We start from the raw sequence: 12,194 nt of genomic DNA on the forward strand, positions 1-12,194 counted from the left end.
CCATCGTTCGGCTCGGCAGCATGGGCAAAGTTAACGCCGCTAGCTGCGCGTTGCATCAGGTAGTTTGTCAAACTATAGTCCAGACACGTGTCCAGAAAGTTCGTTGACGCCTCGCCCGAACGGTTCACCGTACCGAACTGCTGCACCTGCAGCCCGGATCGGGCGTGAGCATGCGGATCGCGTTGCTGTCCTATCGCAGCAAACCGCACTGCGGTGGCCAGGGAGTTTACCTCCGGCATCTCAGCCGGAGTCTGGTCGATCTGGGACACCACGTCGAGGTGTTTTCCGGTCAGCCCTACCCCGAGGAACTCGACCCGCGGGTGGTGCTGACCGAGGTACCCAGCCTCGACATGTATCGCGAGCCCGACCCTTTCCGCATACCGCATCCACGGGAGATCCGGGATCGTATCGACCTGCTCGAATTGGCAGGGGTGTGGACCGCGGGCTTCCCCGAGCCGCGCACCTTTAGCCTGCGGGCCGCGCGCCTACTGGCCGATCGGCTCGACGATTTCGATGTGGTGCACGACAACCAGAGCCTGGGTGTCGGGCTGCTGAAGATCGCGGCCGCCGGCCTGCCGGTCGTCGCGACCGTGCACCACCCGATCACCCGCGACCGGGTGGTGGATCTCGCCGCGGCGCGTTGGTGGCGCAAGCCGTCGGTGCGTCGGTGGTACGGCTTTTTGGCGATGCAAGAGCGGGTGGCTCGTCGCATCCCCGAGTTACTGACCGTGTCGTCGTCCTCGGCGACCGACATCACCGCCGACTTCGGCGTACGCCCGGAACAGCTTCATGTGGTGCCGCTGGGCGTGGAGACGGACGTATTCGCGCCGTCGCCGGAACCGCGCGTCGCGGGTCGCATCATGGCAATCGCCAGCGCGGACGTGCCGCTCAAGGGTGTCGGGCACCTGTTGCAGGCGATCGCCAAGCTGCGCCATCACTATGACCTGGAATTGCAACTGGTCGCGAGGCTGGAGCCCAACGGCCCCACCGAGAAGCTGGTCGCTGAGCTGGGCATCACCGACATCGTGCACATCTCCAGCGGGCTCACCGACGATGAATTGGCGCGGCTGTTCGCATCCGCTGAAATCGCTTGCATTCCCTCGCTTTACGAGGGCTTCTCGCTTCCGGCTGTGGAAGCGATGGCGAGCGGGACGCCGATCGTGGCCAGCCGCGCGGGCGCGTTGCCCGAGGTGCTGGGGGCCGACGGCGGTTGCGCCCGGCTGGTCCCGCCCGGCGACGTCGCGGAGCTGACCCGAGTGATCGGCGAGCTGCTGGACTCCCCCGGCGAGCTCAAACGACTGGGTGCGGCCGGTCGCCGTCGCGCTGTCGAGGTGTTCAGCTGGGAATCGGTGGCCGCGCAGACTGTGGGGGTCTACGAGCAGGCCATCGCGCGCAATGCGGCGATCAGCGATGCCAGCCCGGTGGTGGGCGAGCTGTGCTGACAGTCGATTTCGACCGCCTCGGCATTGGCGCCGGCAGCAAGGTCATCGACATCGGCTGCGGTGCGGGCCGGCATAGCTTCGAGGCGTACCGACGCGGAGCCGACGTGGTGGCCTTCGACCAGAACGCCACCGAGCTCGGTGACGTCGGCACGATGTTTCGCGGCATGGCAGCAGCCGGAGAGGTGCCGCCAGCTGGTCATGCCGAAACCGTCGTGGGCGACGCGCGGGCGTTACCCTATCCCGACCAGACCTTCGACTGCGTCATTGCCGCTGAAGTCCTGGAACACATTCCGGCCGACGACGCAGTGATCATGGAGTTGATTCGAGTGCTCAAGGTCGGCGGCGCGTTGGCCGTCACGGTGCCTCGATGGCTACCCGAACAGGTCTGCTGGCTACTTTCCGACGAGTACCACAGCAACGAGGGCGGCCACATCCGCATCTACCGGGCGAATCAGCTCCGACGTAAGATCGCTGAGCGCGGAATGACTTTCACTCATAGTCATCACTCGCATGCGTTGCACTCGCCGTTCTGGTGGCTGAAATGCGCCGTAGGTGTCGACAAGTCGGACCATCCCGCCGTCGCCGCCTACCACAAGCTGCTGGTGTGGGACATGATGCAGCGACCGTGGGTGACCCGGGTCGCCGAATCGACCCTGAACCCCTTCATCGGTAAGAGCGTCGCGTTGTATTTCGAGAAACCGGTACCCGCCGTTGAGCTGGTCTGACGTTCCGGGCGTCGCTGGCGTCCTTTCCCCCGAGCAATGCCGCCAGACGGCAGAATCGATTGCTTCGCTGCAATATTCGTCAGGCGAGATTCCATGGTCCGACGGTGGCCACACCGACCCGTGGGACCACGTGGAATGTGCGATGGCGCTCACGGTCGCCGGCCTGATCGAACCGGCGCGACGCGCCTTCGGCTGGTGCCGTCACCAACAGCGCTCGGACGGGTCCTGGCCGATCCAGCTGCGCGCGGGCGTGATCGAAGATGCCAACAGCGACAGCAACTTCTGTGCGTATGTGGCGGTCGGCGTCTGGCATCACGTGCTGGTCACCGGAGACCGGGTATTTGCGACGTTGATGTGGCCGACCGTGCGCGCCGCCATCGACTTCGTGCTGGATCTGCAGCTCGAGGGTGGCGAAATTTGCTGGGCGCGTGGTTCTTCGGGCCCGCTGAAAGAAGCTTTGTTGACCGGTTGCGCGAGTATTTTCCACAGCATTCGTTGCGCGCTCGCGCTGGCGAATCTGATGGACGACCCGCAACCCGAGTGGGAGCTTGCCCTCGGCCGGTTGGGCCACGCGATCGCGGTCCATCCCTCGGCGTTCACCGAGAAGCCACATCATTCGATGGACTGGTATTACCCCATCCTCGGCGGCGCGCTACGCGGGCCCGCGGCGACGGCACGAATCGCCGACCGGTGGCACGATTTCGTCGTCGACGGACTTGGCATCAGGTGCGTCGACGACCGGCCATGGGTGACCGGCGCGGAAACCTGCGAACTGGTGCTGGCACTGGATGCGATCGGCGATCGGCGGTCGGCACTGACGCAATTCGCCGCCATGCAGCATCTGCGGGAAAGGGACGGCTCGTACTGGACCGGGTTGGTCTTCAGCGACGGGAAGCGTTGGCCCGTCGAGCGCACGACGTGGACCGGGGCGGCGGTGATCCTGGCCGCCGACGCATTGTCATCGACTACCGCGGGCAGCGGCATCTTTCGCGGCGCCGATCTGCCGCGCGGCCTGGAGAGCGACTACGACTGCGAGTGCGCGGCCAGCCAGTCGGATCGCTAAACCGCAGCCCCGGCTTCGCCGGCGGTGCGCTCCAGCACTCGCATCGAGCCAGTCCCGGACTTTTCCGTAAAAGCGCCGCTTTGCACGGCACGGCAGTAGATCTCGTACGGCGGCCGCCCGCCGTCACGCGGATCGGGAAACACATCGTGAATGATCAGCGCTCCCCCTGCGCTCACCCACTTCGCCCAGCCGTCGTAGTCCTTGCGCGCGGCCTCCGCGCTGTGGCCGCCGTCGATGAAAAGCAGTTGCAGCGGCGTGCGCCATCCCTGCGCCACCACGGTCGATGTGCCGACCACCGCCACCACGTTGTCGTGCAGTCCGGCTTCGTCGAGCGTGTGCCGCAACGTGGGCAGGGTGTCGAAACGTCCGGTGACAGGGTCGACCAGTGACGTGTCGTGATACTCCCGCCCGGGCTGATGCTCCTCCGAGCCGTGGTGGTGATCGACGGTGTAGAGAACGCTGCCGCGCGCCAGGGCGGCCGCACCCAGCAGGACAGTCGACTTACCGCAGTACGTCCCGATTTCCACCCCGACGCCACGGTCGAGGTAGCGCATGGCCACGTCGTGCAGGGCGTGGCCCTCATCAGCGGGCATGAAGCCGGTCACCCGGTCGGCCAGTGCAAATAACCGGCTGGTCAGCTCGTCGTAAGCGGCGCGGTCGGAGGACGTTGTCATCCCCTGCACGGTAACGCATCCGGTTGCCGCACCCCGGACCGGTGTAGTAGTGTCCGGACACGTGTCCAGCCCGGTAGCTCGGGAGTCGACCAGACGACGCCTTTCCGCCAAGCAAGCCGACACCGTCGACCGGCTGGGCAACGCCGCAATCGGAGTGCTGCGCCGAGAAGGCTTCTCCGGGTTGACGATTCGTATGGTCGCCGCGGAGGCCGGTGTTGGCGCGGCGACGGCGTACACGTACTTCTCCTCGAAAGAGCACCTCGTGGCGGAGGTCTTCTGGCGACGGTTGGAGTCCAGTCCCGTTGCGCCGACTGACTCGCCTGATCCGACGGGGCGGGTCATCGCCGTGCTGCGCCAGATCGCGCTGCTGGTTGCGGACGAGCCGACGCTCGCCGGTGCGGTCACCAATGCGTTGCTCAGTGCGGACCCTGAGGTCGAGCATCTGCGGCTCCGCATCGGCCGCGAAATACACCAACGCCTGCTCACCGCCCTGGGCGACGGACATCAGCCTGACATAGTCGAATCACTCGAGCTGCTGTATGCCGGAGCTTTGGTGCGGGCCGGCATGGGATATGCGTCCTATACCGCGATCGCCGATCGGTTGGAGACGTCAGCGCGACTGCTGCTGGGTGTTGTTCCCGCTCCCGGCGCGCCGTGACGCTCGCCCGCCGGGCTCGTAAGCGGCTTCTCAGGCCGGTTTGCGTGGCGCCGAACCTGGGAACACCTCCACCATGTTGATTCGTCGAATCGCGCGTCCCCTGCTGTCCGCGGCATTCATCGGCCAAGGTGTCGAGTCACTGCGCAATCCCGCGGTTTCGCTGCCAGCGACGGAGCCAACCGTCGCTGCGCTGCGCCAACTGCCGAAACCCTACGGAGACAAGGTTCCGTCCAACCCCGAGACAGCCGCGAGGATCAACGCGGCCGTTCAGGTCGCAGGTGGTGTATTGCTGGCCACCGGCAAAATGCCCAGGGTCGCCTCGGCGGCGCTGGCGTTCACCGTGATACCGGGCAGCCTTGGCGGGCACCTGTTTTGGACCGAGATCGACCCGGAACGCAAAGCGCAGAAGCGGCGCGACCTGCTCACCGACCTGAGCCTGCTGGGTGGGTTGATCATCGCAGCAGCCGACACGGCGGGTAAGCCGTCGTTGGGATGGCGCGGAAGGCAAGCGGCGGCGCGCATGTCGGAGGCGGTGTCGTCAGCGCTGCCGGGCGACGGCTCTGCCGACTCGCTGCTCGATTCCGAGCTGGCCGACCGAATCGCCCACGGAGTCCACGTCGGCGCCGAGCGCGGCCGCGAGCTCGCCAGCACCGCCGCCGAGCGAAGTGCGCCGCTGGTCGAGACAGCCCGCAAGCGCGGCGAAGAACTTGCGCACGAGGCCGCCAAGAGAAGCGCTCCGGTCATCAAAAAAGCCCGCAAGCGGGCGCGTAATCGCGGCGCCCAGCTGGCCGAGATCGCCCGCGACCGCGGCGGCGAACTGGCCGAGCTGGCACGTGATCGAGGAGACGAACTCGCTCACCGCGGGCTGGCCAAAGCGCGACGCCAGCACTGATCGACACCATCGACGGAGTTGGTCAGGCAGGCCGCACCCAGGTGGTCAAAGCCTGAGATCTAAGAACTGGACGAACTTTTCGACAATCGCGTCGACGCTCTGCCCGACGTCGACCGCCAGACCGCGCTCGTCGGCCGCCAACGGTTCCAGCGCGTCGAATTGCGAGCGCACCAACGACGAGGGCATGAAGTGGCCTGGTCGACCGGCTTGCCTGCTGCCGATCAGCTCCGGTGAACCGATCAGCTGCAAGAACTCGATATCTGTTCGGTGCGAACGTAATTGGTCGCGGTATCGGCGCTTGAGCGCAGAACAACTCATGACACCGTTGTCGTGGTCCGCCAGCCACTGACCGACGGCGGCCAGCCATGGATAGCGGTCGTCGTCGCCCAGGGGAGTACCCGCGGACATCTTCGCGATGTTGCTCGCCGGATGAAGGGTGTCGGCGTCGGCGAATGAGACACCGAGACGACGCGCCAGCGCAATGCCGACGGTCGATTTGCCAGCGCCCGATACACCCATCACGACGATCGATGTGCCTGCCGGACAGCGTCTGTCAGCGGACACGTCACTGCGTGGACAAGTTACGGTTCCACTCCAGCCAGCCGACGCCGGTCCGCCCGTCGGCGGTGTGCACCGTGGCCCAGACCCGCGGGAATTGGCTGATCCGGCCGTCCCTGGCGACCAGACGCAGCGGCGCATGTCCACGCACATCGACGGTCGCGGTGATATCACCGGGCGCGAAATTCAGCGTCGCGCCGACCGGCAGTCCGACGGCATCGAATGTCTCTGTGCGAGCGATTTTCTGCAACTCGTCGACCGCGCCACTGCCGCCCTGGAGGTAGCCGACGCTGATCGGCGGAACGCCCGATATCGACAGGTCCACCGCGTGCAGGTGGGTCCCGTCATCGAGGTGCAGCGCGCTCCAGAGCCAGTCCATGCTCCACCAGTCCCGTACCCCCCAGGAGTGATCCCGCTGCCCTGGTACCGCGTCGAGGACATAGCGACGGCCGTCCACAGTGACGGACCCCGTTACCGTGCAGGGTATTTCGTAGCGGGTGGTCATCCGGTACCGGTAGGGCGTGCCGTCGGTGGACCATTCCAGATCGAGCGCGACATCGACCGGATCGCCCTGTTCGGCCCGCAGCAAGGCAGCCGGGTGTCCGAAAGACTGACCACGCCCGTGCACCGCGACCCGATAGGTGCGCAGTGGGTCGACGGCGGAGTGAGTGAACTCGATCGCACCGGTGCGGACCGTCCACGGGTCGGCGGGCAGCGGAACCTCGAAGTCGACCAGCGCGACCGTGGGCAGGTCGGGACCGCACAGCAGGGCATTCAGCCAGGCCGTCTGCTGGTTGGGAATCAGGCCCAGACGCACCCAACCGCCCAATCCCTGTGCAGCATCGACGAAGTCGGCATACCAACTTTCATTCCACAGTGGCTCGTCGGCTGGGGCGTGGGCCGACTCGTCGTCGTTCGACGGGCGCAGCGGCTCGACGGCAGCGGGTGTGGGCAGGATCGCCAGCGCGTCGGTGTCGAGAACGTGCTCGCAATGACGTTGCAGCATGGTCATGAACATCGCATCGCCACGTTCGGTGCGTTCCACCAACATCGACGACACGATGGCCATCATCACCCCGAAGAAGCTCTGCCTGCGCACCCCGTCGCGAACATCCGCGAGGCTGATGGGGGCATCCGGCCCGAGCGCGCGGTGGTAGCCGTCGAGCAGTGCGTCGTAGCGTTCGCGACGGTCCGCAACCGGTAATGCGCAGCCGAGAAAATAGGCCAGGTCGGTCATGGCCGGGCCCCAGCTGACCGTCTGCCAATCGACCACGGTCAGTGGACGTTCGGCTCCGTCGGCGCCGAAGAGCAGGTTGTCCAACCGGTAGTCGCCATGGACCAACCCGTGGGTGCGGTCGCCGGCCGAATCCTCCGCCAGGTAACCATCGAATCCGCCGACCAGACGCTCACAGACCATCCGGTGCTGCGGAGAGATCCGGTGACCGTAACGATCGACGAAGCCGGCGAACAACGCTGTGATCAACGCCTGGTCGATCGGCCCGTCGCGGTTGAGCCATGCCGCGTCGGCGAGCGTGGCGTCACCCAGCAGCGGGCCCTGCAGGCGGGCCAACTCGGTGACCGCCGTGTACGCCTGCGCGGTTGTGGCGCCGCGGATTTCATCACCGACAACGGCCGGGTTGGCGTCGCCGAGCAGCACGTCGAAAATGCCGGACTCCGCGTCGAAGGCAGTGTGGTAGCACGGCGCAACCGGACCGTGCAGACGCGGAGCGATGTCGCGGTAGAAACGGACTTCACGCTCGTAGAGTCCCAGCGTCATCCCGGTCTGACGGCTCGTCGGATCGGTGGCCGCGACCTTGAGCACCACCGACTCCGGTCGATCGGCGCCTGCGTCGGCGTAATTCAGCTGGACCCGGTAGCACTCGCTCATCTGGCCCGTGCCGATACGCTCGGCGGTGAAATCCGCGATGGCTCCCGCGCCGATGGCAGTGGTCAGCCAGGCAGCGGTGAGATCAGCCGGGCGTTCAACGACGTTGTCGGTGTGCGGTGTCATGACCCGTCCACGTAATCACATCGATCGTCATCGCGCCAGCGAAAAGCCTTCCCACGCCCTGCGACGTTCGGGATGCGGATCGAACTCGAGATGGGACTTGCGGTCGAACACCATCACTGCGCGGTCGGTGGCCGGGTAGGCCGGCCAGTCGTCGCCCGGGTTGCCGGTGCGACTGAATGACCGCCAGCGCCTTTGTACTTCGCGGGTCACCCGCATCGCGGAGCGTCGATCGACGGGCGCGGTCAGCAACGCCCCGAGCTTGGTCCGGTAAAAGCCGAAGACCGCGAGCAACTCGGTGGCGTGCGTGGCCCCCAGACCGGACCAGCGCAGCGCGCGGGGTGCGTAGTCGTACCGGTACATGTAGGTGGGCGCATACCTGCCGTGCGCTTCGGCCATCCCCCACGCCGCCGAGCCGAAAGCGAAATCGCCACCCAACCGAATGCAGGCCGATCGCTCGGGGTAATCGGGGTAGGCATCGGTGATGCGTGCCCGCTCGGCCGGTTCAACGTCGGCCAGCAGTACTTCGATCATCGGCTCGTTCGTCGGCAACAGCTGCAGGAAGCGCGTGAACAATCGGCCTTCGTCTGCGTTGGTGCCCACGATGAGCGGCACCCGGTGCGCCTTGCCCTGCCGCATCGCGTCGACCGGTTCCAGGGGCAGCACGTCGTCGCCGAAGACGGGTCCAATGGGAAACGCGCCCAACATGTCTCGCACACCGTCCTTGATCAGACGATTCTGCGCGGCCACCAGTTCTGCGGGTGTCGCCTTCATCAGCGCGTCAGTCACGTGATCCACGGGGCCGCCGAGTATCGCGGCGAACCGCACGGCGAACTCCGCGGCGACGTCGGTTGAGCGCGTCATGCCACTGGCTGGACTTTCCGAAATCGCTTGAGCGAACAGGCCTTCGGCGTCGGGTGCGGCCAACAGCGCAGCAACCGCATGGGCACCGGCGCTCTCGCCGAACACCGTCACGTTGTTCCGATCGCCGCCGAATGCCGCGATGTTGTCCTGGACCCAGCGCAGCGCCAGGAGCAGGTCGCGCAGAAACAGGTTGCTTTCTATGGTGACATCCGCCGTCGACAGCGACGACAAATCCAGGCAACCCAGCGCGCCGAGCCGATAGTTGACCGAGACGTAGATACAGCCGCGCTTGGCCAGCGCCACCCCGTCGTAGATCGGCGTGGCCGAGCTGCCCAGGATGTATCCGCCGCCGTGAATGAAGACCATGACGGGTAGCGGCTCGTCCGACGCCAGCTCCGGAGCGACGACGTTGAGGGTGAGGCAGTCCTCCCCCATCGGCTGAAATTTACCGACACCGAGAACCGTGTAGCGATGCTCTTGCGGTGCGCATTTGGTGAAGCCGTGGCAATAACGCACACCGCGCCAGGGCTGGGCCGGCTCAGGGGCCCGAAATCGCAGTGCACCCACCGGCGGACGGGCGTAGGGGATTGATCGCCAACGGTGAACACCGTCGCGGGTGAAACCTTCGACGGTGCCCGCGGTAGTACTCACGCGGACAGTGTGTTCGTGCATCACCCGACGGTAGCGAACGTCAGGTGATGTCGCTCGGCAGGTCCGGTTCGATGACGTCGATGGTCCCGGCCGTGCCGTCGACCTCGATGAGTGCTCCGGGCCGAAGGCGTCGCGTCGCGTCGTGCACATCGACCACGCACGGGATACCGAATTCACGGGCCACCACGGCGGCGTGCGACATGGGTCCGCCCAGTTCGGTGACCACGGCGCCCGCGTAGGAGAACGCGGCCGTGTAGCCGACGTCGGTGACCTCCGCGACGAGTATCTCACCGGCTTCCAAGTCGTCGATGGTGTCCGGCCGGACGATCCGCACCCGCCCGCGGACCCGCCCGCCGCTGACGCCGGCGCCGGTCAGCGTTTGGCCGGCGGACAGCACGGATGCCGCTACGGTTGCCGGCCGCCAACCGCCGCTGAAGATCGCCGGCGGGGTCACGCCCGCGAGCCTGCACTGCTCGGCGCGACGGCGTGCGACCACCGCCGCGGGGTCGACGGGCAACGCGTCGAGTTCGTCGACGAGCAGGTAGAACACGTCGTCAACGGTATCGAGCACACCCGCACTCGTGAGCCTGCGTCCGAGCTCACGAAGTAGCTTGCGCAACAACCAGACCGCGCGCACCATACGATCGCGACGCACTTCGCGAACGCGAACCTGCTGAGCGGCAAGGAAAGCCACCGGTCGGGAACGCAGCGGGATCACCCGACGGTCTTTCTCCGGACGGGCCTGCGCATCAACGGATTTCGAAACCATGCGGAGCAGCAGCTCCGGGTCGTCGGCATAACTGGACGATCTCATCTCCAGCTCCGCCGGACCCCGGTGTCCGAACAATTCCAATTCGGTTAACACGTTCTGGTGAAACTCCGGGGCCTGGACAGCCAGGTCGGCGAGATGGTCACCGGGGCCGGCCAGAATGCGGCTCACGTTGGGATCGCGTCTGGCCGCATCCGCCAGTCGATACACCATTTTCAGCGGTCCGGCACTGGCCAGTTCCTGGCCGACCGGCAGGACAATGTCGCGTCCGTTCAAACCGCGCAGGATCGTGCTGAGCGCGGCGAACGACAAGAAGGAGCCCATCGACAGTACCCAGCCGGCAACGACGTGGTCGCGCGCAAGCAGGATCAGGCTCTGGAATCGCGGCTCGGTGAGCTGCGAAAGATCGCCGCCCGCGAGCTCTTCCAGCCGGTCGACGTCGGCGACGAAGTCGCGGGTGTCGGGACCCGCGCCGACGACCAGGCCGGCCAGGTTGACCCCGAACACGCCCAGGTTGCGAATAGTGCGCAATGGCCCTGCGGCGCTGCGTGCCTCGCGCGGCAACTGCTGGTCACCGTGTATCGGCATGGACGCCACACTCGGGCCGAAGTACTGGCTCTGCCGGACAACCGTCCCCGACTTGACGAATGGCACCACCTCGGCCATGTAGTGCGCGGTGGTGATGGCTCCGTAGAGGCGGTGGGCGAACACTCCGACGGTGCGAGTGGCCATCTCGCGCTGGATCAGTCCGCCGGGCCGCAGACGTTGGGCGATCACCGCACCGCCGGCGCGCAGTCCTTTGACCGTCACCGACGCCGACGACGGCGAGAACGGCCCCGGCAGTGCCTCGGACAAGTTGGTCGCCAGATACGTCGGGAATCTGGGATCGATCGGGGTGTCGAACTCGCCGTTGGCGCCGTCCGGGCCGGCCATCACGGTCGTCTTTCCGTCGGCGGTCGGGATGTCGACCGCCGGGATGTCCTGCACGTGGGTCAGCCGCCACGGCAGCGATGTCAACCGCTGGCCGACGCTCACGCGGCCGCGTACCGCCAAGGCGACGTCGTCCAGGCATTCGCGTCCGGTCCAGGCCGGGGTGTAATTCCATTTGTTCTGCAGCACAGCGATATCCAGCGATGGCGCGCTGAGTAGCAGATCGAGTTCGGCGGCGGGGCCGAGCCTCCGGAACAGCCGCGACACCTTTGGTCGCCCGAGCGACTGGGCAATCGCATCGACGGTGAGCTCACCGGGTGCGGCAAGGTTCACCGCTCCGCTGCCGATGCCCGGATCGAGCGTCGCGCGGATGAAAACCCGGTGCGCATCGTCGGAGTGCACTGCTTGCAGCGTCCGATCCGGGGTATCCGGCAGGAAGGCACCCGCCAGAGCCAGCCGCACCCAGTTGTCGACGCCGCGACCGAGGATCGCCGCACTGCGGATCGTCACCCACTCGGCGCCGCTTGCCGCAACCATTTCTTCGGCCCTGGCCTTATCCAGCCCATAGGCCGACACCGGCTGCAGCGGGTCGGCTTCCGACCTGAAGTGCCCGGGGCCGTAGACCAGAGCCGACGACGCAAAGACGATGCGGCGGATACCGCTACGAGCCATCGCGTCGAGCACGTTGCGGGTGCCACCGACGTTGACCTCGCGGTCCGCGGGGCGAACGGCGGCGGGGTTGGTCGCCCAGGCACAATGCACGACGACCTGCGCGCCGGCCACCGCGCGCCGCACGGTGGCGGCATCGCGAATGTCGCCCGGCACGAAGGCCGCACCGCTCGGCCAGCTTTCGGGCCGCCGCCGGGCCAGACCGACGACGTCGTGGCCTGCGCTGAGCAGTCGCAGGGCCACGCCCCGGCCGACTACTCCGCTGACCCCGGTGATGCCAACCCTCATCGG

Annotated in this window: 10 protein-coding genes; 5 read left to right on the forward strand and 5 right to left on the reverse strand. The window is 66.6% G+C overall.

Features of this window, described 5'->3' with window-relative positions:
- The first annotated feature begins 170 nt into the window (after positions 1-170).
- Genes ABDV69_RS04015 through ABDV69_RS04025 form a run of 3 tightly spaced genes read left to right on the forward strand, consistent with a single transcriptional unit; the run spans position 171 to position 3,230 of the window.
- Positions 171-1,442, forward strand: a complete 1,272-nt coding sequence (locus ABDV69_RS04015) for a glycosyltransferase family 4 protein (RefSeq protein WP_343572099.1) — start codon at positions 171-173, stop codon at positions 1,440-1,442.
- Positions 1,436-2,167, forward strand: a complete 732-nt coding sequence (locus ABDV69_RS04020; protein WP_343572038.1) for a class I SAM-dependent methyltransferase — start codon at positions 1,436-1,438, stop codon at positions 2,165-2,167. Before ABDV69_RS04015 ends, ABDV69_RS04020 begins: the two co-directional genes overlap by 7 nt.
- Positions 2,154-3,230 carry a prenyltransferase gene (locus tag ABDV69_RS04025; RefSeq protein WP_343572039.1) on the forward strand — a complete coding sequence of 359 codons (1,077 nt, stop codon included), beginning with the start codon at positions 2,154-2,156 and terminating at the stop codon, positions 3,228-3,230. Before ABDV69_RS04020 ends, ABDV69_RS04025 begins: the two co-directional genes overlap by 14 nt.
- Here ABDV69_RS04025 and ABDV69_RS04030 read toward each other — a convergent pair.
- The gene (locus ABDV69_RS04030) at positions 3,227-3,904 is read right to left on the reverse strand and encodes a class I SAM-dependent methyltransferase (protein WP_343572040.1); all 678 of its coding nucleotides are present in this window, start codon (positions 3,902-3,904) and stop codon (positions 3,227-3,229) included. The genes ABDV69_RS04025 and ABDV69_RS04030 overlap by 4 nt on opposite strands.
- Positions 3,905-3,965: 61 nt before the next feature.
- Between ABDV69_RS04030 and ABDV69_RS04035 the strand changes: the two genes are divergently transcribed.
- A complete protein-coding gene (locus ABDV69_RS04035; RefSeq protein WP_343572041.1) occupies positions 3,966-4,562 on the forward strand; it encodes a TetR family transcriptional regulator in 597 nt (198 codons plus the stop codon).
- Positions 4,563-4,635: 73 nt separating this feature from the next.
- The gene (locus tag ABDV69_RS04040) at positions 4,636-5,454 is read left to right on the forward strand and encodes a DoxX family protein (RefSeq protein ID WP_343572042.1); all 819 of its coding nucleotides are present in this window, start codon (positions 4,636-4,638) and stop codon (positions 5,452-5,454) included.
- Positions 5,455-5,499: 45 nt separating this feature from the next.
- Here ABDV69_RS04040 and ABDV69_RS04045 read toward each other — a convergent pair whose 3' ends face one another.
- Genes ABDV69_RS04045 through ABDV69_RS04060 form a run of 4 tightly spaced genes read right to left on the reverse strand, consistent with a single transcriptional unit; the run spans position 5,500 to position 12,191 of the window.
- Positions 5,500-5,973, reverse strand: a complete 474-nt coding sequence (locus ABDV69_RS04045) for a gluconokinase (protein WP_343572100.1) — start codon at positions 5,971-5,973, stop codon at positions 5,500-5,502.
- Between the two features lie 46 nt (positions 5,974-6,019).
- A complete protein-coding gene (locus tag ABDV69_RS04050) occupies positions 6,020-8,023 on the reverse strand; it encodes a phosphotransferase (protein ID WP_343572043.1) in 2,004 nt (667 codons plus the stop codon).
- Positions 8,024-8,050: 27 nt separating this feature from the next.
- Positions 8,051-9,556 carry a carboxylesterase/lipase family protein gene (locus ABDV69_RS04055; protein ID WP_343572044.1) on the reverse strand — a complete coding sequence of 502 codons (1,506 nt, stop codon included), beginning with the start codon at positions 9,554-9,556 and terminating at the stop codon, positions 8,051-8,053.
- 19 nt (positions 9,557-9,575) lie between these two features.
- Complete coding sequence (locus ABDV69_RS04060) at positions 9,576-12,191, reverse strand: NAD-dependent epimerase/dehydratase family protein (protein ID WP_343572045.1); 2,616 nt, start codon at positions 12,189-12,191, stop codon at positions 9,576-9,578.
- Positions 12,192-12,194 lie beyond the last annotated feature (3 nt).

Origin of the sequence: Mycobacterium sp., from assembly GCF_039583785.1 — a bacterium.
In the GTDB taxonomy this organism is placed as follows: Bacteria; Actinomycetota; Actinomycetes; order Mycobacteriales; family Mycobacteriaceae; genus Mycobacterium.

Coding starts and splice junctions, on each gene's coding strand:
- ABDV69_RS04015 (WP_343572099.1), top strand. CDS start 171: ATGCGGATCGCGTTGCTGTCCTATCGCAGCAAACCGCACTGCGGTGGC.
- ABDV69_RS04045 (WP_343572100.1), bottom strand. CDS start 5,973: ATGGGTGTATCGGGCGCTGGCAAATCGACCGTCGGCATTGCGCTGGCG.
- ABDV69_RS04050 (WP_343572043.1), bottom strand. CDS start 8,023: ATGACACCGCACACCGACAACGTCGTTGAACGCCCGGCTGATCTCACC.
- ABDV69_RS04030 (WP_343572040.1), bottom strand. CDS start 3,904: ATGACAACGTCCTCCGACCGCGCCGCTTACGACGAGCTGACCAGCCGG.
- ABDV69_RS04060 (WP_343572045.1), bottom strand. CDS start 12,191: ATGAGGGTTGGCATCACCGGGGTCAGCGGAGTAGTCGGCCGGGGCGTG.
- ABDV69_RS04040 (WP_343572042.1), top strand. CDS start 4,636: ATGTTGATTCGTCGAATCGCGCGTCCCCTGCTGTCCGCGGCATTCATC.
- ABDV69_RS04055 (WP_343572044.1), bottom strand. CDS start 9,556: ATGCACGAACACACTGTCCGCGTGAGTACTACCGCGGGCACCGTCGAA.